The following is a 21634-nucleotide window of genomic DNA, read 5'->3' as shown; positions in this document are numbered from 1 at the left end:
TCCCGCAGGTCCATCGATAACGGCTTGCCCATCTGACCGGCCTCCTGTCGCCGGTGACAGGCTTGAATCAGACTTCAGTCCCCTTGGGAATCCCTCAACGATTCACGCCGTTCGGATTATGCTCTAGTGTCAACTTTGTAAACTTTGGCCCAGCCCCAAGCCGTTCGTCGCCGCCACCGCTCGCTTCGTCGCCGCGGGCGCGCAACGACATTTCCCCGTCAGCCGCCGCATGGTTAAGCGACTGTGCCCATGACTCGATTTACCCCGCTGCGCGTCACCGCGTTCCTGCTCGCCGCCGCATCGCCGCTGCCCGCCGTCGCGCAAGGGGGGCCGCTCGTTCAACCTCTCACCCCCAACGCCGATCGTCTGTCCGACGTGATGCGCACGCTCGGGCGCAGTCCCAACGACCTGTCGGCACTGGTCGAGGCGGGGCGATTGAGCGGCAAGCTCGGCGATTTCGACGCGGCGATGCAGTTGCTGGCCCGCGCCGAACGGGTATCGCCCACCGATCCGCGCATTCCGGCGGCCCGCGCCGCGACGCTGGTCAATATGGAACGGCCGGGGCAGGCGCTGGCGCTGTTCACCACCGCCGAGCGCGCCGGGCTGCCGATGGCCGACTATGCCGCCGACCGCGGTCTGGCCTATGACCTGCTCGGCTATCCGTCCAACGCGCAGCGCGACTATCGCCTCGCGCTGGCGCAAGGGGCGGACGACGAAGTGACCCGCCGCCTCGCGCTGTCGATGGGGATCGAGGGCGACGTGGCGGGGGCCACCGTGCTGCTCGACCCGCTGCTGCGGCGGAACGACCGGGCGGCATGGCGGGTGCGCGCCTGTGTCCTTGCGATGGCGGGCGACGCGGCGGGGGCCGACCGGATCGCGGCGTCGATGCTGCCGGGGTTCGGGCCGAGCTTGGCGCCGTTCTTCCGCCGCCTGCCCCAGCTTTCCGCCGCCGACCGTGCGTTCGCGGTCCATTTCGGCCGGCTCGCCCCGACGCCCGATCGGGTCGCCGACGCCCGCCTCGCGCCGCAGGTCATTCCCGTGCCGCGCGCCGCGCCGGTCGCGGTCGCCGCCGCATCGGCCCCCACGACGACGACGTCCGCTCGCCGCGCACCGACCTTTGCCGAGCGCCGCGCCGAACAACGCCGTCAGGTGGAGGTCGCCCGACAGGCGCAACTGGCCGAGGCGAAGCGCGTGGCCGATGCCCGCGCCGCGCAACTCGCGAAAGCACAGGCCGACGAACTCGCCCGGCGCACCGCACTCGCGCAGGTACAGGCCGCCGAGGCGCAGCGGCTGCGCGACGCGCAGCAACTCGCCGCGCAGCAGGCCGAACAGGCCCGCCTCGCCGAAGCCACCCGGATCGAGGGGGAGCGCGTCGCCGCGCGTCAGGCCGAGGAACGCCGCATCGCCGCCGCCGCGCTCGCCGAACGCGACCGCCTCGCCGCCGCAACGGCACCGGTCGCCGCCCCGACGCAGGTCGCCGCTGCCACCGTCCCGCCACCCGAACCGGTCGCCGCAGCACCTATCGCCGAACCGACGGCAGCCGCCCCGCCGCCCGCCCCCGGTTTCAGCGCCGACACCGCCGTCCCCGCCGCGTCCGGCGGCGCCGCGACGGTCGCCGCCCGCGCCACGACCAACGACGACGTCCTCGCCCGGATCATCCGCAACCTCGACGTGCCCGCCGCCGAACTGGGCGTCGCCCCGCCGACCCCGGCCCCGGCGATTCTCGACGCCGCCGCACAGGCCGCCGACGCGAAGGCCGCCCGTGACGCCGCCGCCGCGCGCGAGGCGGTGGACCGCGCCGCCGAAGCCCGCACTGCCAAGGTCGCCGCCGACAAGAAGGCAGCCGACGCGAAGAAAGCCGCCGACGTCAAAAAGGCCGCCGACGCCAAACGCCTCGCCGATGCCAAAAAGGCCGAGGAAGCCGCCGAGGCCAAGCGTGCCGCCGCACTGTTGAAGGCCGATCCCGAACGCCATTGGGTCCAGATCGCGGGCGGGGCGAACATCGCCGGCCTGCCCGCCGCATGGCGCCTGCTCTCCGCCAAGGCCCCGCCGCTGAAAGGCCGGCAGGCATGGACCACGCCGCTGCGCTTCACCAACCGCCTGCTGACCGGCCCGTTCAAGACCGATTCCGAGGCCCAGGCATTCGTCAATACACTGGGCAAGGCCGGCTTGCCCGCCTTCGCCTTCACCAGCCCGGCGGGCCAGAAGGTCGTAAAGGTCCCGACCTCGTGAGCCGCGCCGCTTATGCCGCCGATCCGCTCGCCCATGGCGGCCGGCTGCACCCCGAACCGGGCGACGCCTCGCGCGGGCCGCGCGATGCGTTTCAGCGCGACCGCGACCGGATCATCCATTCGATCAGCTTCCGCCGCCTGCGCCACAAGACCCAGGTGTTCATGGCCCCCGACGGCGACCATTTCCGCGTCCGGCTGACCCACAGCCTCGAGGTCGCGCAGATCGGCCGCGCCGTCGCGCGCACGCTCGGGCTGAACGAGGATCTGACCGAAGGGCTGTGCCTCGCGCACGACATCGGCCATCCCCCGTTCGGCCATGCCGGCGAGGATGCGCTGGAAGCGGCGATGGCCGGGCAGGGCGGCTTCGACCATAATGGCCAGACGCTGCGCACGCTGACGTGGCTCGACAGCCCCTATCCGTGCTGGCGCGGCCTGAACCTGACGTGGGACATGCTGGAGGGGCTGGCCAAGCACAATGGCCCGATCGCGTCGCCCGGCTGGGCACTCGCCGCCGCCGATGCCGCGCACGCCCTGCGCCTGGCCGAATGGCCCTCGCTCGAGGCACAGATCGCGGCGATCGCCGACGACATCGCCTATGACAACCACGACATTGACGACGGTCTGCGCGCCGGGCTGCTGACGCTCGACCAGTTGCTCGCCGTACCGTTCGTCGCCGCCGGCTGGGATGCGGTGCGCAAGCGTTTCCCTGAGGTGCCGGTGGCGCGGCTGGTCGGCGAACTCACCCGGTCGCAGATCGGGGCGATGGTCAACGACCTGATCGCCGAAACCACCGCCCGCATCGCCGATGCCCGCGTCGAAACCGTGGCCGACGTCCGCACGGCGGGCCGCTGCCTCGCGCATTTCTCACCCGAGATGGCCGAGCAGGAGCGCACGCTCAAGCGCTTCATGTACGCCAATCTCTACCACCATCCGCGCCAGTTGGAGGCGGCGGCGACCGCGCAGCAGGTGGTGGCCGGCCTGTTCGCCGCCTATCACGCCGATCCGGCGACGATGCACGACGGCTGGCGCGCGACATTGCCCGAGGGCGAGCCCGAGCGCAGCCGCCACATCGCCGACTATATCGCCGGCATGACCGATCGCTACGCGGTGCGCCGCTACCGCGAGGTCGTCGGCCCGATCGACCTGCCCGAAGGGTTCTGACACCCCAAGCTTTGCCTACAGCTTCCCTTTCGGCTAAGCGGCGCGCTTCCCATCAACCGACCGGAACCGCCATGACGCTGTATCCCCGTTTCTTCGCCCATCTCGACCGCGCGCTCGACAGCATCGTCGCGCGCGGCGACCTGCCGGCGGGACTCGAGCGACGCGCGATCACCGTCGAACCGCCGCGCGACACGACGCATGGTGACCTGTCGACCAACGCGGCGATGGTGCTGGCCAAGCCCGCCAAGACCAACCCGCGCGCGCTGGCCGAACTGCTCGTCGCCGAACTGCGCGACCTGCCCGAAGTGGCGAGCGTATCGGTCGCCGGCCCCGGCTTCATCAACCTGACGCTGACCGACGATACGTGGCGCGGCGAACTGAGCGCGATCGCCGAGGCGGGGGCTGCCTATGGCCGTTCGACGGCGGGTGAAGGATCAGTCGTAAACATCGAATATGTCTCGGCGAATCCGACCGGCCCGATGCACATGGGCCATTGCCGCGGCGCGGTGGTCGGCGATGCGCTCGCGTCGCTGCTCGAATGGAACGGCGCGAAGGTCATCCGCGAATATTACGTCAACGATGCCGGCGGGCAGGTCGCCGTGCTCGCCCGCTCGGCGCATCTGCGCTACCGCGAGGCGCTGGGCGAAACCGTGACGATCCCCGAGGGCCTTTATCCCGGCGACTATCTGGTCCCGGTGGGGCAGGCGCTCGCCGCCGAATTCGGCGACCGGTACGTCGATGCGCCCGAGAGCGAGTGGCTGGTGCTGTTCCGCACCCGCACCGTCGCGGCGATGCTCGAGATGATCCGTGCCGACCTGAAGCTGCTCGGCATCGAACACGACATTTTCGCCTCCGAGGCCGAGTTGCAGGCGGCGGGCAAGCCCGAGGCAGCCGAAGCCTGGCTACGCGCGCGCGACCTCGTCTATGACGGCGTCCTCGAAGCGCCGAAGGGTGAGGTGCCCGACGACTGGGAGCCGGTCGAACTGCCGCTGTTCCGCTCGACGAAGTTCGGCGACGATCAGGACCGCCCGATCCGCAAGTCGAACGGAAGCTGGACCTATTTCGGCGCCGACCTCGCCTATCATTTCCAGAAGGCGCAAACCGCCGACCAGCTCATCGACATCTGGGGCGCGGACCATGGCGGGACCGTCAAGCGGATCGTCGCGGCGGTGCAGGCGCTGACCGAAGGCAAGACCCGTTTCGACGTGAAGCTGGTGCAGATGGTCCGGCTGCTGCGTGGCGGCGAGCCGGTGAAGATGTCGAAGCGCGCCGGCAATTTCGTGACCCTCGCCGATGTCGTGAACGAGGTCGGCAAGGACGTCGTCCGCTTCACCATGCTGACGCGCAAGGCCGATGCGCAGATGGATTTCGACTTCGCCAAGGTGGTCGAGGCATCGAAGGACAATCCGGTCTTCTACGTGCAATACGCCCATGCCCGCGTCCATTCGCTGGTGCGCCGCGCTGCCGAGGCGGGAATCGCGTTCGATCCGGCGGCCGACCTGTCCCGTCTCGATACGGTCGAACTGGCGCTGGTGAAGCGCGCGGCGCAATTCCCGCGCGTGATCGAAAGCGCGGCGGTGGCGCGTGAGCCGCACCGGATCGCCTTTTATCTCTATGACTTGGCGGCGGAGTTTCACGCGGCGTGGAACCTCGGCAACGACGATCCGTCGCGCCGCTATCTCCAGATCGACGATCCGGCGCTGACGCAGGCACGGCTGTTCCTTGCACGTGCGATCGGGCAGATTATTAACAATGGTCTGGCTATCATGGGCGTTCAGGCGGTCGAGGAGATGAAGTAATGGCCGATACGTTCGCGCCGGGGGGCGATCAGGATCAGGATCGCCTGCCATGGCTGGAAAGCGCCGATCCCGAACCGGAACCCGCCGCACCCATCTGGCGCACGGTGTTGCTGGTGCTGATCGGCCTGCTGAGCGTGGCCGCGATCGCCTTCGCGCTGCTGCGCCATCAAACGACGCCGACCGCCAGCGGCACCGGCGATCTGATCGCCGCGCCCGCCGAACCGTACAAGACCCGCCCGCAAGGCACCGACGGGATGCAGGTCGCCGGCAACAGCGACACGGCCATCGCGACGAGTGAGGGAGCGACCGGCAACGCCTCGGTCAATCTCGGTGCCGTGCCCGAAACGCCGGTCGATTCGCGCCCGGCCGCCCAGCCCAAGGCGGCGACCAACGGCACCGCCCGTGTCGAAGCGGCAGTGCCGAGCGCCACGCAGCGGCTCGAAGCCCGCGCGCCGGCCACCGCCGCACCCGCTGCCGCCGCAGCCGGGGCAGGGGGCTCGGTCGTCCAGCTCGGCTCCTTCCCGGCCGAGGGGGCCGCCAACGCCGCGTGGAACCAGTTGTCGCGCCGCTTCGGCTATCTCGCGCCGCTCGGCAAATCGGTGCAGGCGGCCGAAGTGAAGGGCCGCACCGTCTATCGCCTGCGCGTCAACGCCGGCAGCGCCAATCAGGCGACCGACCTGTGCGGCAAGCTGAAGCTCGCCGGCGAGAACTGCTTCATCGCCCGGTAAAGTCGCCTGATCCCCTTCGTCATCCCCGCGCAGGCGGGGACCCATAGACGCTGACGCCCGCGATTGCACCGGAACGTCAGCGTATATGGATTTCCCCCGTCGCGGGAATGACGATGGCGGCATGGTTGTCCAGACCCACACCACGCTCTAGACCAACGGCCATGAAGCCCGTCATCTTCGGCCTGTCCGGTCCGGTCCTGACCCCGGACGAAACCGCCTTCTTCCGCGACGCCGATCCGCTCGGCTATATCCTGTTCGGCCGCAACTGCATCGATCGGGCGCAGATGCGCGCGCTGACCGATTCGCTGCGTAGTCTGTCGGGACGCGGCGACCTGCCGATCCTGATCGATCAGGAAGGCGGCCGGGTCGCGCGGATGCGTCCGCCAGAGTGGCCCGCCTTTCCGCCGCCCGCCGCCTTCGCCGCGCTCTACGCCCGCGCGCCATCGTCGGCGATCGCGGCGGCAAAGGCGAATGCGCAGGCGATCGGCGCGATGCTGGCGGAGGTCGGCGTCAACGTCGACGCGCTGCCGCTGCTCGACGTCGCGCATGGCGACATGACGGCGGCGATCGGCGACCGCAGCTTCGGCAGCGATGCGATGCAGGTCGCCGCCCTCGGCCGCGCCACGCTCGACGGGCTGGCGGCGGCGGGCGTGCTGGGCATCGTCAAGCATATGCCGGGGCACGGCCGCGCAAGGGTCGACAGCCATCTCGAACTGCCGCGCGTCGCCGCCTCGGCGCACGCGCTAGAAACCGATCTAGCCCCGTTCCGCACCCTGGCGTCCGCCCCGCTCGCCATGACCGCGCATGTCGTGTTCGAGGCATGGGATGCGGCCAATCCCGCCACCCTGTCGCCGACCGTCATCGACCGGATCATCCGCACCTGCATCGGCTTCGACGGGCTGTTGATGACCGACGACATCGATATGAAGGCGCTGTCGGGCACCCCGGCGGAGAAGGCCGCCGCCGCCATCGCCGCCGGCTGCGACGTGGTCCTCGACTGCTGGGCACGCATGGACGAGATGGTCGCCATCGCCGCCGCGCTGGACTCGATCGCGCCCCGATCACGCGACCGGCTCGACCGGGCGATGGCGACGCTCCGCCCCGCCGATGCCACCCCCTTCGCCGCGCTCGTCGCCCGGCGCGACGAACTGCTCGCGCTCACCTGATGGAGCGCGATCCGCCGCCGCTGACCATCGCGCTCGACGGGTGGGAAGGGCCGCTCGACGTGCTGCTGGCGCTCGCCCGCACGCAGAAGGTCGATCTGCGCCGGCTTTCGATTCGCCAACTGACCACGCAATATCTCGCATGGATCGACCGCGCGGCAGCACTTCGGCTCGAACTGGCGGCCGACTTCCTCGTGATGGCGGCATGGCTCGCCTATCTCAAATCCGCGCTGCTCCTGCCCCGCGAACCGGAGATGGACCCCGACCCCGAAGAACTGGCGCTGCGCCTGCAACTGCGCCTCGAACGGCTGGACGCGATGCGCGATGCCGGCGCCCGGCTGATGGCGCGCGACCGGATCGGCCGCGACGTTTTCCTCCGGGGCAGTCCGGAGGGGCTGCGCACCACCCGCCACGACCGCTGGCAGGCCGATCTCTATGACGTCATCGCCGCCTATGGCCGGATCAGCGCGCGGCGTCGCCCGGTGCTGCACGTCGTCGCGACCCGTCCGGTGATGACGCTGGAGGCGGCGCTCGCCCGCGTCGGCGAGCTGCTCGGCACCCGGATCGACTGGACCGCGATCGCCGAGTTCCTGCCGGTGGATCTGGACGAACGCTACCGCCGCTCGGCGCTCGCTTCCACCTTTCTCGCCACGCTCGAACTGGCGCGGCAGGGGCGGATCGCGCTTCGTCAGGAACACGCGTTCGGCCCGATCGACATCCGGCGGCTGGCATGACCGACCCGCTGGTCCGCGCGGTCGAGGCGGTGCTGTTCGCCAGCGACGTGCCGCTCACCCCGGCGATGATCGAAACCCATGTCGGCGATGGCGACATCCGGGCCGCGCTCCACGCAATCGAGGCGGCGAGCGACGGCCGGGGCTTCGAACTCGTCCGGCGCGGCGACCATTGGCATTTCCAGACCGCGCCCGATCTCGCCCATCTGTTGCGCCGCGACCGCGACGAACCCCGCCGCCTGTCGCGCGCCGCGATCGAGACGCTGGCGATCATCGCTTATCAGGAACCCGTCACCCGCGCCGACATCGAATCGATCCGCGGGGTGCAGATCGCGAAGGGCACGATCGACGTGCTGCTCGCCACCGGCTGGGTCCGCCCGGCGGGACGGCGCGAAGTGCCCGGCCGCCCGCTGCTCTATGCCACCACGCCCGGCTTTCTGACCCATTTCGGCCTCGCCAGCCGCCGCGATCTGCCGGGGATCGACGATCTGCGCGCCGCCGGCCTGCTGGAGCCAATCACCGATGCGCTTGCAAGCGCGCTGGAAAGCGGAAGCGATAGCGACTAGATGCACGTCGTAACGTGTTTCGCTTGGAGTCTGGTCGATGGGTGGTCTTAGCATTTGGCACTGGCTGATCGTCGGCGTCATCGTCCTGTTGCTGTTTGGCAAGGGACGGTTTTCCGACATGATGGGTGATGTGGCCAAGGGGCTGAAAAGCTTCAAGAAGGGCATGGCCGAGGATGACGACGTGCCGCCGGCGCGCCCGAACGACCGGCTGCAGCAGCGTCCGCTCGACACCGGGTACGACCGCGATCCCGCGCCGCGCGAGCCGCTGCGCGCCGAACCGCCGCGCGACGCCGATCGCCCGCACGGCGACCGTTGATCCGCACCTGTTGATGCCAGGCGCGCGTCCCGCTGGACGCGCGCCCGACCCCGAGCACCGATGTTCGATATTGCCCCTACCGAATTGATGGTCGTCGCGCTTGTCGCGCTCGTCGTCATCGGCCCCAAGGATCTGCCCAAGGCGATGCGCATCGTCGGCCATTGGGTCGGCAAGGCGCGCGGCGTCGCGCGGCAGTTCCGCTCGGGCTTCGACACCATGGTCCGTGAGGCGGAACTGGCCGAGATGGAAAAGAAATGGGCGGAGGAAAACGCCCGGATCATGCGCGAGCATCCTGCCGATGCCGACGCGCCGCCGCATGTCGAACCGGCGTTCCACCCGGTCGACGCGGCGTCTCCGCCGCCGCCCGACCTGACGCCTGCCCCGGTGCTGCTCGACAAGCCCGACGTCAGCGTCGAACATCCGCAGGTGCGCGAGAGCACCGACGACACCGGCCCCGCCGCCGATACCAAGGCCGCGTCATGAGCGAGATCGACGACAGCCAGGCCCCGCTCCTCGATCATCTGATCGAACTGCGCCGCCGCCTGCTCTATTCCGCCGCCGCGATCGCGGTCTGTTTCGCGCTGTGCTTCTATTTCTCCGAACAGATCCTCTCGTTCCTCGTCCAGCCATTGCTGGCGGCGGGACAGAAGCGCGTGATCTTCACCCAGATTTTCGAGGCGTTCTTCGTCCAGATCAAGGTGGCGTTCTTCGCCGCGATGATGCTGGCGTTCCCGGTGATCGCGAACCAGCTCTGGCAGTTCGTCGCCCCCGGCCTGTACCGTAACGAGAAGCGCGCGCTGTTCCCGTTCCTGCTCGCCACGCCGGTGCTGTTCATCGCCGGCGCGGCGCTGGCCTATTACGTCACCATCCCGGTCGCGCTGCATTTCCTGCTCGGCTATCAGGGCGATCTGGGCGGCGTCGAACAGGAAGCGCTGCCCTCGGTCGAAAATTATCTGTCGTTCGTGATGCAGTTCCTGTTCGCGTTCGGCCTCGCCTTCCTGCTGCCCGTGCTGCTGATGCTGCTCGAACTGGCGGGGATCGTCACCCGCGCGCAACTGGTCGGCGCGCGGCGCTATGCGATCGTCGGCGCGTTCGCGATCGCCGCCGTCGCCACGCCGCCCGACATCGGCTCGCAGTTTCTGTTGGCGGTGCCGCTGATCCTGCTCTACGAACTGGCGCTGATCGCGATCTGGTTCACCGAGAAACGCCGCGTGCGGCGCGATCCGACGAGCACCGGGGAAGAAACCGCCTAGGCTGGATCGACATTCAGCTATCCAGTGTCGTTCCGGGTGTACGGAACCACTATTCTGGTCACCCCGGACCTGTTCCGGGGTCCACGGTGCGGCAAACGGTGCGGTTCGAGCTTCTATCGACAGCGTTCGCGGCTGGGTGGACCCCGGAACGAGTCCGGGGTGACGATAAGGACATGAATGTCGATCGGCCCTAGATAATCGGCAGGAACAAGTCGACGATCGCTTCCTGCGCCGGCACGTCGGGGAAGAACCGCACCCGCTGGCAATAGAGCGGGAAATCGCGGAGCTGCTCGCCACTCTGCGGCAACCATGTGCCATAGAGGAACCGCGCGGCGGGTTCGAGGTCATGGGTGTCGCCAACCACCCGCAACACCGCGCAGCGCCCGCCGGGGATCGTCCCCGCCGCCACCGGCTCGTCGGCACCGATCGCCCGCCCGGTCGCGGCGCACAGATCCATCCGGTACGCCTCGGGCGGCGTGACCTGCGGATCGTCGTGAAACACGGTGTAGGTCGCACTGGCCGGCGGCGTGGTGCCGGTGGCCTGCCGCCACGCGATGAAGCGCCGGATCGTGTCGCCGATCGTCGCCGGATCGCCGATATGGCGCATCATCGCGACGGCAACAGGGTCGACCGTCCGTATCGTCACGTCGTCGAGGGTGAAGGCGATGGTCATGATCTGGCTCCGGGCATGGTGGAACGGGCGTAGCGTGGTGGCCCAGCCACGCCAGTCGGGCGCGGCGCGGAAGCCCGACGGGCTCTGGCCGAAGCGCCGGCGAAACGCGCGGGCGAACGCATCGGGCGAGTCATAGCCGGCGTCGATCGCGGCATCGGTGACGCGCACGTCGCCCCGGAAGGCGAGGGCGTGCGCCGCCCGCTCCATCCGCGACAATTGCACATAGCGGTGCAGCGACAGGCCGATGGTCGCGCCGAACTGGCGATGGAAGTGACAGGGGGAGAAGGCGGCGATCGCGCTCAGCCGGTCGAGGTCGAGCGGCGCGTCCGGGTGGCGGTCGATATGCGCCAGCACCCGGCGCAACCGCGCGGTATATCGTTCGACCGGGTCCGTCATCGCCGCCGCTCCTCCGCCATGCCGGAACAGCCTATGCGTCACCCGTCGGCGCGATGCGCGACCGATCTTGCGCTTGTGCGGCCAAGGCACGCAAAAAAGGGCGGCCCGGCCATGCCGAACCGCCCCTCATCGCCCGCGCATGGCGGGAGTGGGGATTACTTCGAATCCTTCGCCGCGCCGGCAACCGCATCGCCCGCCGACGACACGTCGCGACCGACGCCTTCGACGGTGTTGCAGGCGCTGATGGCCAATGCGCCGGCCACGACGGCCAGGCTGATGATCTTGCGCATAGATGTCTCCGTTGATTGCGGTACTTTTGCTGTGCGCAAGGAATGTCCGGCCTGCGGTTTCGTTCCGGCTGCGTGTCGCATCGCCGCATCAAAAAATCGAGCCCGCCAGTTGGGGGAACTGACGGGCTCGAAAGGATGGAAACCAGAATGCGGGTCCGGTGGCGCTACCGGGGGGGGGAGGGGATCACGCCGACCGGACCCTTTGTCTTGGATAGCGAGAGCGGGGGGCTTGAATTCGCTATCCACAGAGCACAACGGCAGGTCGGTCGGATGGTTCCCGGGAAAATCGCATATTTCTTGGAAAACGTGCGACTCGCTATCGCTGGATGCCATTGGGAAACGCGCTTCGGCGCGTTTTCAAACAGCCGTTCAGGACGGGAAGGCACCGCAGCGCTTCACCTGCCACAGGCCCTTGCGCCAGCACTTGGGGTTGCCGAACTCGTACAGCCGCACCGGGCGCATCCAGTTGACGTTGCGGCCGAACTGCTGCTCGCCGTACGCCACCAGCGAATTGCGCAGCTTGCGCATCCGCATCTCGGCAAACTCACCCAGATACCCGCGCGGCACGAAGATCGCTTCCTGGCCGATCTCGCCCGCCGCCTGACAGAAGCCGAGCTGCGCCGATACCGTCGAGAAGCCCGAATAGACCCGCGTCCCGAACTGGTCGAGCGCGGTCTGCCCGGCCTTCGCCGACCCGGCGGTGCGGACGAAATATTTGCCGAGCGTGTCATAGCCCTTCTTCAATTCATCGGCATGGTTGAAGAGCAGCGCGTTGTAATTGCCGAGCGTCAGCAGCGACGGTTCGAACTGACACTGGAGCGCGGCGACGTTCAGCCCGGCGCGCAGGTTCCACATCAGCGCGGCGCGCAATTCCTCGGGCGTGGCGCCGGGCAGGGCCTGGGTCGCGATGCCGGGTTCGGCGCCCGTCACCCGTTCGCCGCTGGTATCATAGGGCTTGAGAAAGAACTGGGCCGACGCCGGGGTCGCCGCGACGGCAACGGCTGTGGCAACGGCCACGGCCAGGGTACGCACTACGCTCATCATGTCCTCTCGTGGGCGCGGGCCGGCGCCTTCATGGCGTTGAGGGGTACGGAATTTTCCGCCGTGGCCCAAGCCGAATTTTACATTGCGGTAACGTTTTGCCGCATGGACCCGAAACGATCGGCGGGGGAGCGGAGCGACATCCCCCAAAAGAAAAAAGGGGCCGCCCGGTCGCCCGGACGGCCCCTTTCCCATCAACCTCGAAAGGTTGATTACATGGCGTTGGTCATGCCCATGTCGTTCGACATCATCATGTCGTTCGACATCATGGTGTCGTTCGACATCATCATGGTGTCGTTGCCCATGGCGCCGTCGACGGCGGTCATGTTGTCGGTCATCGTGCCGTCCATCATGTCGGTCGAGTTCAGGTCGGTGATGGTGGTGTTGTCGGCAGCGGTTTCGGTGGTGCCGCCGCAAGCCGACAGGGCCAGCGCGGCGCCGGCGACGATCGAACCCGTCAGAATCTTCGAGAATGCACGCATGTTAAGCTCCCTAAGCTATGGATAGGCGGCTATCTTCTACCGTTATTACCCAATCCGCGCCGGACATTAGTCGAACGACCGTCCGCCCTCAAGCCTCGTTTTTGGCGACCGTAGACAGCCGGTCGAGGAAGTCCGCAAACCCTTGCGCCAGCGCGGCATCGAACGCCCCGGGCGTGATCGGTTTGCCCAGTGCGGCCGCACTCGTCACCGGAAATTCGGCGATGCCGCAGGGCACGATTCCGCCGAAGTGACTGAGATCGGGCGATAGATTGACCGAGAAGCCGTGCAGCGTGGCCCAGCGCCGCACCCGCACGCCGATCGCGCCGATCTTGGCTTCGGTGCCACCGTCGGCGGTCCAGATGCCGATGCGATCGGGCACGGCATAGGCATGGATGTCGAAGGTCCGAAGCGCACCGATCACCCAGTCCTCGACCGCGTGGACGAAGCGCCGCACGTCGCGCCCGTGCCGGGTCAGGTCGAGCATCAGATAGCCGATGCGTTGCCCCGGCCCGTGATAGGTATAGCGCCCGCCACGCCCGGCGGCATGGACCGGAAACCGCGGATCGAGCAGTTCGGCGGGATCGGCGCTGGTCCCGGCGGTATAGAGTGCGGGATGTTCGAGCAGCCAGATCAGCTCGCCCGCCTGGCCGTCGGCGATCGCCGTGGCGCGCGCCTCCATCGTCGCCAGCGCGTCGGGATATTCGACCGGGCGGGGCGCGACCCGCCACTCGATGGCGGCGGCAGGCGATTGGGGCGGGGGGGAAGGGGGATCGGTAGCCATTTTCATTCGGGTTCGACGCGGGTAGAGCACTCCAATCGGACAAACGGGGAGCGAGCGCAACGATGGTGAATATCGGCACGGTCTGGGACAGGACGGTGGATTTCGTTCGCGACCATCTGGGCTCGGTGACGGCGGTGGTGCTCGCGACGCAATTCGCGCCCTCGGTCGTCAGCGGCAGCCTCGAACGGCTGCGTGGCGAGGCGACCGGCGGTATGGCGGCGGTGTACGGGATCGTCACCTTGGCCGCGACGCTGATCGCGCTGTGGGGTGCGCTCTACCTGATTGGCTATGCCGCGCAGACCACCGGCCGCGAACAGGCGGCGGAGGCGCGGCGGATCGCGACGGGCCGGTTCCTGCCGCTGATCGGCGTGTCGCTGATCCTGCTCGTCGGCTTCTTCATCCTCGCGCTGCCGGGCATCGTGCTGGGCGCGACCAGCGGGTTCGATTTCGTCGCGGCGATGAACGGTACGACGCTCACGCCCGAGCAATATGGCGCGCTGGGTCCGGCGATCCTCTATTTCGCGCTGCTCACGCTGGTCGCGATCTGGGTGTTCGCGCGGTTGCTGACCGTCAATGCGGTGGTCGCGATGGAACGGCGCGGGCTGGGTGCGATCGCACGCGGCTTCGCGATGACGAAGGGCATGGCGCTGAAACTGATCGGCCTGCTGATCCTCTATGGCATCATCACCGGCGTCGCGGTGTCGGCGGCGCGCTTCGTCACCGGCGCGATCTTCGCCATCTTCACCACGCCGGGCAGCGGGATCGGCATCGGCGATGTCGCCGTCGCCGTCGCCACGGCGGCGGTCAGCGCGGTGCTGGCGCTGTATCAGGCGGTGTTCATCGGCAAGCTGTACCGCGCCATCGTCGGTGAGAAGGATGATGCGGACGTCTTTGCATGAAAATTGATATTGGGGCCGCGTGCCGCGAGGCGCTCGGCATCTGGCGGCGGGACCGCGACATGATCGTCGCGGTGTCGGGCGTCTTTTTCTTCCTGCCCAATTTCGCGCTCGCGCTGTTCCTGTCGCGCGGCGACGATCTGGCCGCCGCGCAGCCGGGCGACCAGCAGGCGATGGTTGATGCGTTGCAGGCCTATCTGGTCGGCAACGCCCATTGGCTGGTGTTGCAGGCGGTGGCCGAACTGGTCGGCATCGCGACGCTGCTGGCGCTGGTGCTCGATCCCGCCCGCCCGAGCGTGCGCGAGGCGCTGCTGGCCGCGTTTCGCCGCCTGCCGCTGCTGATCGTCGCGATGCTGCTGATCTACGCGGCCAAGCTCGCCGGGCTGCTGCTGTTCGTCCTGCCGCTGCTCTACGTGATCGGGCGGGTGTTCGTGGTGCTGCCGGTGCTGATCGCCGAGCCGCAGCGCCGCTTCGGCGATGCGATGCAGCATGCGATCACGCTGACGGCGGGACAGGTCGTGCCGCTGCTCGCGCTGTCGGGGCTGTTGTATTTCGGTGCGCAACTGGTCGTGCTGCTGCTCAGCGGCACGGCGGGGGCGATCTCGTCGGGCGGGGGCAATCCGGTGACGCTGGCGATGCTGTCGGCGGCGGTCGCGGCGGTCGGCGCGGCGATGTCGGTCGCCTTCACCCTCGTCCGCGCGACCGTCTACCGGCGCTTGTCCAGCAAGGGGTAATGCGGCGCCGCGTCGGCCGGCAGGATGCCGGTCGCGCGCGGATCGGCGAAGGTCTCGATCGTCCGCTGATAGGCCACAAACCCCGACCGCCGATAGACGCCCAGCGCACGCGGGTGGTCGAGCGTGCAGGTATGTACCCACACCCGCGTCACCCCCGGCCCCCACGCGAGCGCCAGCGCGTGCGCCATCAGCCAGCGGCCATGGCCCTGCCCGGCCAGCTCGGGGATCAGCCCGACATAGGACAGCTCGCACGCGCCCGCGCTGCGATCGTCGAGTTCGAGCATCCCGACCTCGAGTCCCGCCCGGTCGACCACCGCCCAGACGCGCACCCTCGCATCGTTCAGGATCGCCGTCAGCGCGTCATCGGCCATCACCAGCCGCGAGAACCACAGCCACGGCCCGCCCACCCGGCGGAACAACGCGCGGTAGCGATCGACCCCCGGCCGCTCCCACCGCACCAGCCTGAGCGGCGATTCCGGCATCGGCGCGGGGCGCGGCCGCCGCGTCATCTCCAGCGAGGTGACGATCGTCGCCACCTCGCCCGGTTCGACCGGGATCAGGCCCACCGCGTCAACTCCATGTGGCGAGCGGCGGCAGGCTCATCAGGATCGCGTCGATATTGCCGCCGGTCTTGAGCCCGAACAACGTGCCGCGATCATAGACGAGGTTGAACTCGGCATAGCGCCCGCGCCATTCCAGTTGCCGCGCGCGATCGGCATCGTCGAACGCCTGCCCCATCCGCCGCCGCACCAGCGCCGGATAGATGCGCAGGAACGCCTCGCCCACATCGCGGGTGAACGCGAAGTCGCGCGCCCAGTCGTCCGACAGATGATCGTAGAAGATGCCGCCGACGCCGCGATGCACCTGCCGATGCGGAATGTAGAAATAGTCATCGGCCCATTGCTTGAACCGGGGGTAATGCGCCGGGTCATGCGCGTCGCACGCCGCCTGCATCGTGGCATGAAAGTCGGCGGTATCGGCGTCATAGGGAATCGGCGGATTGAGGTCCGCGCCCCCGCCGAACCAGCGCTTGGTGGTACACAGGAACCGCGTGTTCATATGCACGGCGGGCACATGCGGGTTGGCCATGTGCGCGACCAGACTGATGCCGGTCGCGAAGAACCGCGGATCGTCGCCCGCGCCATGGATCGACTTGGCGAACTCGCCCTCGAAGGTGCCGCCGACCGTCGAGACGTTGACCCCGACCTTCTCGAACACCTTGCCCTTCATCACCCCGCGCACGCCGCCACCGCCCGCCTCGCCCGACGGATCGACCCTGTCCCACGGGGTATAGACGAACCCCGCGTCCGATCCCGCCTCGCGCTCGATACCCTCGAACGCGGCACAGATCCGGTCGCGCAAGTGTTCGAACCAGCTACGGGCGGCGGCTTGCTGTTCGTCGAGCGGCTTCATGGCCAGCGCTGTGGCGGCTGGGGGCAGGGGGGTCAATGGGGCGGATCGTCCCGCACCCCCACCGGCACGATCATCGGTCCCTCCGCACTCTCCCCGAACCACGCGCGGATGCCGAACACCCCCGCCAGATTGGCCGGCGTCAGCACCGCGGCGGGCGGTCCGTCCGCCACCAGCCGGCCTTCATCCAGCAACAGCAACCGGTCGCACATCCGCGCCGCCAGCCCCAGATCGTGCAGCACCGCCACCACCAGCGTGCCCGCGTCCGCCTCGGCACGCAGCAGCGCCGCGACCTCGAGCCCGTGGCGCGGATCGAGCGCGGCGAGCGGCTCGTCGACCACCAGCGCCGTGCCCCCTTGCGCCAGCGCCCGCGCCAGCAGCACCCGCGCGCGCTCGCCCCCCGACAATGTCGTCGCATCGCGCTCGCGGAGTGCGGAAACATCGACCCGCGCCATCGCCGCCTCGACCGCCGCCCGATCCGCCGCGCCCATCCGCGACATCGGCGCCAGATGCGGCAACCGCCCCAGCGCCACCACCCGCTCGACCGACAGTGGCCAGTGCAGCACCTGCCCCTGCGGCAGATACGCCACCCGCCGCGCGATCTCCGCCGGGCGGAGGTCCGCCCGCCCGTCGATCGTCACCCGCCCGTCGACACGCACCAGCCCCAGCAGCGCGCGCGCCAGCGTCGATTTGCCCGCCCCGTTCGGCCCCAATACCCCGACGAGGCTGCCCGGCGCGAGTGTCACCGAGACGTCGTGCAACACCCGCCGCCCGCCCAGCGTCACCGACAGCCTGTCGGTCGCGATCGTCACCATTGCCGCCGCTCCCGCAACAGGTGGACGAGGAACACCGGCACCCCCATCAGCGCGGTGACGACGCCGAGCTTCAGTTCGGTCGGCGTCGGGATCAGCCGCACCGCGCTATCCGCCAGCGTCAGCAACACCGCGCCCGCCAGTGCGGAGGGCACCAATGTCGCCGAGGGCGAGCGGTCGGTGAACGGCCGCACGAAATGCGGCACGATCAGCCCGATGAAGCCGATCGCGCCCGACACCGCCACCGCGCCACCCACGCCGATCGCGATGCCGCCCAGCAATCGCAGCCGCACCCGCCCCAGATCGACTCCCAGCGCCCGCGCGCCATCCTCGCCCAGCGTCAACGCATCGAGCGCGCGCGCATCGACCAGCAGCAACCCCGCCCCGATCGCGACACAGGGCAGCGCGATCCACACATGCTGCATCGAGCGATCCTCGATAGACCCCAACAGCCATGTCGCGATCTCCATCGCCGCGAACGGATTGGGCGACAGGTTGAGCGCAAGGCTGATCCCCGCACCCGCCAGCATCGACACCGCGATCCCGCCGAGGATTAGCGTCAGCGCACTCTCGCCGCACCCGGCGAGCAGGAACAACAGCACCAGCGCCGCCAGCGCCCCGACGATCGCCATCCCCGGCAACGCCAGCGGCCAGACCGCCGCCCACCCGAAATACAGCGCGACGACTGCCCCCAGCGCCGCGCCGTTCGACGCGCCCAGCACCGCCGGCTCGGCCAGCGGATTGCGCAGATAGCCCTGCAGCGCCGCCCCGCCGATCCCGAGCATCGCCCCCACCAGCAGCGCGACCAGCGTGCGCGGCAGGCGCAACTGGAACAGGATCGTCGCGGCGGTCGCATCCTGCCCCGCTACCGCCGCCGCGACACGATCGACGCCCAGCGCCACCGGCCCGACGCACAGCGAGAGCAGGGCCGCGGCGATTACCGCCAGCATGAGGACTACCCGCATCACCACATCCGACGGCCCCCGCCCTTGCCGAGGTTCCGTACCCTCAAGCCCTCACCGTATCCCCGCGCAGGCGGGGACCCAGAGCCACAACCACGGGCCGTAGTTTCCTGCGGCCCTGGACCCCCGCCTTCGCGGGGGTACGGCAGGCAGCGACGCACACCCCTCCCTCGCCCCCGGCAGAGGGAGAGGGATGCGCAGACTTGGTCCTTGCATAGCAAGGGCCTAGTCGAAGCTGGGAGAGGGGCCTGCGCTCGTACCAGCGAGCGCGCGAGCCTTCGGCTCGCCCAACCGCAGCTAGCCAGCAAGCTGGCAAGCTGCGGTATCCCTCTCCCCTTGTCAGGAGAGAGGGCAAAGCCGACGCACCTGGACGCCAGCCAACACCTACCGCTTGCCTCGAAGCCGTATTCCCCGCCAATGGCGCGATGCGTCTCGCGATCCTGCCCCTGTTGCTCACCGCCTGCACCGCCGCCCCAGCACCGCCGCGCCACGACCCGCCACGCCGCATCGTCTCGCTCAACCTGTGCGCCGACCAGCAACTCCTGGCACTCGCCGACGACGATCAGATCGCCGGTCTCACACGCCTGTCGCGCGACCCCGCCATGTCCGCCGGCGCGAAGCGCGCCGCGCACCTGCCGGTCATCGACGCCACCGCCGAGGACCTGCTCCAAATCCGCCCCGACCTCGTGCTCAGCGACGCCGGCTTCCCCGCCCCCGCATTGGCAGCATTGCCGGACACGCAATTCCGCACCGTCCCCCTGAACTGGGTATCGCGCTACGACGACATCGTCGCGCAACTGCGGCAGGTCGGCGATGCGGTCGGCCACCGCGACCGCGCCGACCGGCTCGTCGCCCGCATGGACGCCGCCCTCGCCCGGATCGACAAGGCGGCGGGCAGGGGACAGGTCGCCGCCGACTATCAACGACGCGGGTTCCTCACCGGCAGCGGGACGTTGGTCGACGAACTGATGGGCCGCGTCGGCCTCGTCAATCTCGCCACCCGCCTCGGCAAGCCGGCCCTGTCGCAACTCTCGCTCGAGGAAATGGTCGCGGCGCATCCCGACCTTCTCCTGCGCAGCGAATCGCCCAAGGTGATCGATCGCGGGACCGAGCTGCTCGCCCATCCCGCGATTGCCGACCTCGCCCGCGTCGATCTGCCGCAGGCGTGGACCGTGTGCGGCGGTCCCGCCTATGTCCTCGCCGCCGAACGGTTGGCCGATGCGGTGCGTTCGGCGGCGAGCCATCGTCAGAAGCCGGCGCGGATGCCGGCATAGGCCGCGCGGCCCGGCGTGCGATAGGTGAACACGTCCTCGTACTTGGCGGCGAAGAGGTTCTCGACCCGCGCGAAGGCGCGCAGCGCCCCCATGATCCGTGCATCGGCGGCGAAGTTCACCAGCGTATAATCGTCCAGTCGCACGCGCGGCCCCAGCGGCAGGTTGGTGAAGTTCGAATCGAAGCTCTTGCCGTTATAGCGCGCGGTCAGCGTCGCGCCGAACGCATCGCCCGCCGCTGCCCAGGTCAGGTTCGCCGATCCGATATGCGGCGGCCGGCGCACTTCCTCGCGCCCCGCCTCGATCGCGTCGAGATAGGTATAGGCGAGGTCGGCAACGAAGCCGTAGCCCAGCGGCGCATGCGCGAACAGCTCGACCCCGCGCTGGCGCGAGCGCGTCGTCCGGTTGGCGGGCGACACGACGAAGCTCGGCGAAAAGGTCGAATAGATCTCGTCGCGCAGCACCGAACGGAACAGCGTCGCGCCCACGCGCACGCCGGCGGCCGGGGTCAGGTCGACGCCGCCCTCGATGCCTTGCGACGTTTCGGGCTTCAGGTTCGGATTGCCGATGAAGCTGCGCGGATCGAAGCCGAACAGTTCATAATTGGTCGGGTTCTTGATGCCCGATCCAGCGGCGGCGCGGACGCGCACCAGCGGCGACAGCGCATAGCTGCCACGCACCCGCCACGTCGTCGCATCCTCGAACCGGTTGTTCAGGTCGCGGCGGATCGACGCGCCGAAGCCCGCCTTGTCGCCGACGCGCAGGTCATATTCGCCGACGATGCCGGTGTTGTCGGTGCTGCGGCCGAGGTTGGCGGGCGAGGGCGCGAACACCGCGACCGACCGGAACCGCTCACGCTCGAAATCGGCGGCGACGGTAAAGGCGTGGGTCAACGTGCCCGCGACCAGTCGATAGGTCGAATCATACGCCGCCTTGAACCGCTCGCCGCGATTGTCGGAGGTCAGGTTTCCATCGGTGCGGCTGTTGCGATGGGTGTCGTTCAACTGGACGGTCGCCGCCTGCGTCCACGCCTCGTCCATCAGATCGAGTTCGGCGCGGGCCAGCCCCAGGAAGCTGCGCGAGGTCGTGCTGTCGCTGCCGTCGACCACGAAGCCATAGGTGGGCGAGGTGAAGTCGAAATCCTGCGGGTTGGTATCGGCCTGCAACCGCGCATAACGGCCCGTCGCGAACAGGCGCAGATTGGGGGCGAGCTCATAGGCGAGCTTGCCCGCGAGCTGGCGGTTGCCGGCGCTCAGGTCACGGTCGCCGATGCCACGCCGCGCCGATGGCGTGCCGTCGGTGTCGAGGAACGCGCCCGACAGGACATAGTCGAGGCCGCTCGCCACGCCGCCGATCCGCGCCGCGCCGCTGACGGTGCCGAACGACCCGCCCTCGATCCGCCCGCGCACGCCCGGCGCGTCGGCACCATTGGCGGTGATGTAATGGATCACGCCGCCGATCGCGTCCGAGCCATAGGTCGCCGACTGCTGGCCGCGCAGCACCTCGATCCGGGCGACGTCGTCGGCGATCAGTGTCGAGAAATCGAACTCGCCGAGGAACGGGTCGGACGCCTCGATCCCGTCGATCAGGACCAACGTGTGGTTCGCCTCGGTCCCGCGCAGCCGCACCTGGGTGAAGCCGCCGACCCCGCCCGACCGGCTGACCGCCACGCCCGGCACGTCGCGCAGGATGTCGCTGACGACACGGGTCTGGCGGTTCTCCAGATCCTCTGCGCCCAGCAGCGTGTAGCTCGACCCAAGCAGGTCGGCGGGCGTGCCATCCAATGCGCGGGTGCCGGTGACGATGATCGGGTCGGCCTCGTCGACCGGCGTATCGCCCGGCAACGCCTGGGCAAAGGCGGACGCGCTGGCGAGCAGCGCGGTCAGGGTCAGCGTGGTCTTCAACATCTGGTCTTCCCCGGGGATGCGCAGGAGCGAC

23 protein-coding genes are annotated in these 21634 nt (G+C 69.1%); 13 read left to right on the top strand and 10 right to left on the bottom strand.

The features are described 5' to 3' along the window. The first annotated feature begins 249 nt into the window (after positions 1-249). The 10 genes from LRA89_RS17195 to tatC all read left to right on the top strand — a co-directional run bounded on the left by LRA89_RS17195 (position 250) and on the right by tatC (position 9948). A complete protein-coding gene (locus LRA89_RS17195) occupies positions 250-2232 on the top strand; it encodes an SPOR domain-containing protein (protein ID WP_230772177.1) in 1983 nt (660 codons plus the stop codon). After that, positions 2229-3392: a deoxyguanosinetriphosphate triphosphohydrolase gene (locus tag LRA89_RS17190; RefSeq protein WP_230772176.1), complete on the top strand. Its 1164-nt coding sequence runs from the start codon at positions 2229-2231 to the stop codon at positions 3390-3392. The genes LRA89_RS17195 and LRA89_RS17190 overlap by 4 nt, the downstream gene beginning before the upstream one ends. Positions 3393-3463: 71 nt before the next feature. Then, a complete protein-coding gene (gene argS / locus LRA89_RS17185; RefSeq protein WP_230772175.1) occupies positions 3464-5191 on the top strand; it encodes an arginine--tRNA ligase in 1728 nt (575 codons plus the stop codon). Continuing rightward, positions 5191-5919: an SPOR domain-containing protein gene (locus tag LRA89_RS17180; RefSeq protein ID WP_230772172.1), complete on the top strand. Its 729-nt coding sequence runs from the start codon at positions 5191-5193 to the stop codon at positions 5917-5919. The genes argS and LRA89_RS17180 overlap by 1 nt, the downstream gene beginning before the upstream one ends. Before the next feature lie 161 nt (positions 5920-6080). After that, positions 6081-7085 carry a beta-N-acetylhexosaminidase gene (nagZ, locus tag LRA89_RS17175; protein ID WP_230772170.1) on the top strand — a complete coding sequence of 335 codons (1005 nt, stop codon included), beginning with the start codon at positions 6081-6083 and terminating at the stop codon, positions 7083-7085. Then, on the top strand, positions 7085-7816 hold the full coding sequence (locus tag LRA89_RS17170) for a segregation and condensation protein A (RefSeq protein ID WP_230772169.1): 732 nt from the start codon (positions 7085-7087) through the stop codon (positions 7814-7816). The genes nagZ and LRA89_RS17170 overlap by 1 nt, the downstream gene beginning before the upstream one ends. After that, the gene (scpB, locus tag LRA89_RS17165) at positions 7813-8379 is read left to right on the top strand and encodes an SMC-Scp complex subunit ScpB (protein ID WP_230772168.1); all 567 of its coding nucleotides are present in this window, start codon (positions 7813-7815) and stop codon (positions 8377-8379) included. The genes LRA89_RS17170 and scpB overlap by 4 nt, the downstream gene beginning before the upstream one ends. A gap of 37 nt (positions 8380-8416) precedes the next feature. After that, on the top strand, positions 8417-8695 hold the full coding sequence (locus LRA89_RS17160) for a twin-arginine translocase TatA/TatE family subunit (RefSeq protein WP_055756778.1): 279 nt from the start codon (positions 8417-8419) through the stop codon (positions 8693-8695). A gap of 60 nt (positions 8696-8755) precedes the next feature. Beyond that, entirely contained in the window at positions 8756-9178 is a 423-nt protein-coding gene (gene tatB, locus LRA89_RS17155) for a Sec-independent protein translocase protein TatB (protein WP_082448381.1), read from the top strand. After that, positions 9175-9948 carry a twin-arginine translocase subunit TatC gene (gene tatC / locus LRA89_RS17150; protein ID WP_055756777.1) on the top strand — a complete coding sequence of 258 codons (774 nt, stop codon included), beginning with the start codon at positions 9175-9177 and terminating at the stop codon, positions 9946-9948. Before tatB ends, tatC begins: the two co-directional genes overlap by 4 nt. 190 nt (positions 9949-10138) lie before the next feature. Here tatC and LRA89_RS17145 read toward each other — a convergent pair whose 3' ends face one another. The 5 genes from LRA89_RS17145 to lipB form a co-directional block, all read right to left on the bottom strand. Next, positions 10139-11017, bottom strand: coding sequence for an AraC family transcriptional regulator (locus LRA89_RS17145; RefSeq protein WP_230772167.1), 879 nt, complete (start codon positions 11015-11017; stop codon positions 10139-10141). Between the two features lie 155 nt (positions 11018-11172). Then, positions 11173-11307, bottom strand: a complete 135-nt coding sequence (locus LRA89_RS17140; protein WP_055756772.1) for an entericidin A/B family lipoprotein — start codon at positions 11305-11307, stop codon at positions 11173-11175. Positions 11308-11676: 369 nt separating this feature from the next. Continuing rightward, positions 11677-12348, bottom strand: coding sequence for a hypothetical protein (locus LRA89_RS17135; protein ID WP_055757376.1), 672 nt, complete (start codon positions 12346-12348; stop codon positions 11677-11679). A gap of 212 nt (positions 12349-12560) precedes the next feature. Next, positions 12561-12830 (bottom strand): hypothetical protein, encoded by a 270-nt coding sequence (locus tag LRA89_RS17130; RefSeq protein ID WP_055756771.1) that lies wholly within the window; start codon positions 12828-12830, stop codon positions 12561-12563. 88 nt (positions 12831-12918) lie between these two features. Further along, positions 12919-13611 carry a lipoyl(octanoyl) transferase LipB gene (gene lipB, locus LRA89_RS17125; RefSeq protein ID WP_230772166.1) on the bottom strand — a complete coding sequence of 231 codons (693 nt, stop codon included), beginning with the start codon at positions 13609-13611 and terminating at the stop codon, positions 12919-12921. Positions 13612-13673: 62 nt separating this feature from the next. Here lipB and LRA89_RS17120 point away from each other — a divergent pair, with 62 nt between their 5' ends. Next, positions 13674-14510 (top strand): hypothetical protein, encoded by an 837-nt coding sequence (locus LRA89_RS17120; protein ID WP_230772165.1) that lies wholly within the window; start codon positions 13674-13676, stop codon positions 14508-14510. After that, positions 14507-15241: a hypothetical protein gene (locus LRA89_RS17115; protein ID WP_055756767.1), complete on the top strand. Its 735-nt coding sequence runs from the start codon at positions 14507-14509 to the stop codon at positions 15239-15241. The genes LRA89_RS17120 and LRA89_RS17115 overlap by 4 nt, the downstream gene beginning before the upstream one ends. Here the strand turns inward: LRA89_RS17115 and LRA89_RS17110 are convergent. From LRA89_RS17110 to LRA89_RS17095, 4 genes are read right to left on the bottom strand one after another with little or no spacing between them, the layout of a single operon-like run. Then, positions 15214-15807: a GNAT family N-acetyltransferase gene (locus tag LRA89_RS17110; protein WP_230772164.1), complete on the bottom strand. Its 594-nt coding sequence runs from the start codon at positions 15805-15807 to the stop codon at positions 15214-15216. The two genes, LRA89_RS17115 and LRA89_RS17110, sit on opposite strands and share 28 nt — an antisense overlap. Positions 15808-15811: 4 nt before the next feature. Next, the gene (gene hemF / locus LRA89_RS17105; protein ID WP_230772163.1) at positions 15812-16654 is read right to left on the bottom strand and encodes an oxygen-dependent coproporphyrinogen oxidase; all 843 of its coding nucleotides are present in this window, start codon (positions 16652-16654) and stop codon (positions 15812-15814) included. 32 nt (positions 16655-16686) lie between these two features. Then, positions 16687-17466 (bottom strand): ABC transporter ATP-binding protein, encoded by a 780-nt coding sequence (locus LRA89_RS17100; protein WP_230772162.1) that lies wholly within the window; start codon positions 17464-17466, stop codon positions 16687-16689. Continuing rightward, entirely contained in the window at positions 17460-18428 is a 969-nt protein-coding gene (locus LRA89_RS17095; protein WP_230772161.1) for a FecCD family ABC transporter permease, read from the bottom strand. The genes LRA89_RS17100 and LRA89_RS17095 overlap by 7 nt, the downstream gene beginning before the upstream one ends. Positions 18429-18850: 422 nt before the next feature. On the opposite strand from LRA89_RS17095, the gene LRA89_RS17090 reads away from it, so the two are divergent. After that, positions 18851-19699, top strand: a complete 849-nt coding sequence (locus tag LRA89_RS17090) for an ABC transporter substrate-binding protein (protein ID WP_230772160.1) — start codon at positions 18851-18853, stop codon at positions 19697-19699. On the opposite strand, the gene LRA89_RS17085 is transcribed toward LRA89_RS17090, so the two are convergent. Then, positions 19672-21603 (bottom strand): TonB-dependent receptor plug domain-containing protein, encoded by a 1932-nt coding sequence (locus LRA89_RS17085; protein WP_230772158.1) that lies wholly within the window; start codon positions 21601-21603, stop codon positions 19672-19674. The genes LRA89_RS17090 and LRA89_RS17085 overlap by 28 nt on opposite strands. Positions 21604-21634 lie beyond the last annotated feature (31 nt).

It is taken from the genome of Sphingomonas sp. Leaf4, assembly GCF_920939515.1.
Taxonomy (GTDB): Bacteria; Pseudomonadota; Alphaproteobacteria; order Sphingomonadales; family Sphingomonadaceae; genus Sphingomonas.
Note: the sequence above shows the minus strand (reverse complement) of the source record. Positions and strands in the feature narration are given on the sequence as shown.

What these genes read in the sequence shown, in the direction of transcription:
- LRA89_RS17195 (WP_230772177.1), top strand. Translation starts at nt 250, where the DNA reads ATGACTCGATTTACCCCGCTGCGCGTCACCGCGTTCCTGCTCGCCGCC.
- argS (WP_230772175.1), top strand. Translation starts at nt 3,464, where the DNA reads ATGACGCTGTATCCCCGTTTCTTCGCCCATCTCGACCGCGCGCTCGAC.
- LRA89_RS17180 (WP_230772172.1), top strand. Translation starts at nt 5,191, where the DNA reads ATGGCCGATACGTTCGCGCCGGGGGGCGATCAGGATCAGGATCGCCTG.
- nagZ (WP_230772170.1), top strand. Translation starts at nt 6,081, where the DNA reads ATGAAGCCCGTCATCTTCGGCCTGTCCGGTCCGGTCCTGACCCCGGAC.
- LRA89_RS17170 (WP_230772169.1), top strand. Translation starts at nt 7,085, where the DNA reads ATGGAGCGCGATCCGCCGCCGCTGACCATCGCGCTCGACGGGTGGGAA.
- scpB (WP_230772168.1), top strand. Translation starts at nt 7,813, where the DNA reads ATGACCGACCCGCTGGTCCGCGCGGTCGAGGCGGTGCTGTTCGCCAGC.
- LRA89_RS17160 (WP_055756778.1), top strand. Translation starts at nt 8,417, where the DNA reads ATGGGTGGTCTTAGCATTTGGCACTGGCTGATCGTCGGCGTCATCGTC.
- tatB (WP_082448381.1), top strand. Translation starts at nt 8,756, where the DNA reads ATGTTCGATATTGCCCCTACCGAATTGATGGTCGTCGCGCTTGTCGCG.
- tatC (WP_055756777.1), top strand. Translation starts at nt 9,175, where the DNA reads ATGAGCGAGATCGACGACAGCCAGGCCCCGCTCCTCGATCATCTGATC.
- LRA89_RS17145 (WP_230772167.1), bottom strand. Translation starts at nt 11,017, where the DNA reads ATGACGGACCCGGTCGAACGATATACCGCGCGGTTGCGCCGGGTGCTG.
- LRA89_RS17140 (WP_055756772.1), bottom strand. Translation starts at nt 11,307, where the DNA reads ATGCGCAAGATCATCAGCCTGGCCGTCGTGGCCGGCGCATTGGCCATC.
- LRA89_RS17135 (WP_055757376.1), bottom strand. Translation starts at nt 12,348, where the DNA reads ATGAGCGTAGTGCGTACCCTGGCCGTGGCCGTTGCCACAGCCGTTGCC.
- LRA89_RS17130 (WP_055756771.1), bottom strand. Translation starts at nt 12,830, where the DNA reads ATGCGTGCATTCTCGAAGATTCTGACGGGTTCGATCGTCGCCGGCGCC.
- lipB (WP_230772166.1), bottom strand. Translation starts at nt 13,611, where the DNA reads ATGGCTACCGATCCCCCTTCCCCCCCGCCCCAATCGCCTGCCGCCGCC.
- LRA89_RS17120 (WP_230772165.1), top strand. Translation starts at nt 13,674, where the DNA reads ATGGTGAATATCGGCACGGTCTGGGACAGGACGGTGGATTTCGTTCGC.
- LRA89_RS17115 (WP_055756767.1), top strand. Translation starts at nt 14,507, where the DNA reads ATGAAAATTGATATTGGGGCCGCGTGCCGCGAGGCGCTCGGCATCTGG.
- hemF (WP_230772163.1), bottom strand. Translation starts at nt 16,654, where the DNA reads ATGAAGCCGCTCGACGAACAGCAAGCCGCCGCCCGTAGCTGGTTCGAA.
- LRA89_RS17100 (WP_230772162.1), bottom strand. Translation starts at nt 17,466, where the DNA reads ATGGTGACGATCGCGACCGACAGGCTGTCGGTGACGCTGGGCGGGCGG.
- LRA89_RS17095 (WP_230772161.1), bottom strand. Translation starts at nt 18,428, where the DNA reads ATGCGGGTAGTCCTCATGCTGGCGGTAATCGCCGCGGCCCTGCTCTCG.
- LRA89_RS17090 (WP_230772160.1), top strand. Translation starts at nt 18,851, where the DNA reads ATGCGTCTCGCGATCCTGCCCCTGTTGCTCACCGCCTGCACCGCCGCC.
- LRA89_RS17085 (WP_230772158.1), bottom strand. Translation starts at nt 21,603, where the DNA reads ATGTTGAAGACCACGCTGACCCTGACCGCGCTGCTCGCCAGCGCGTCC.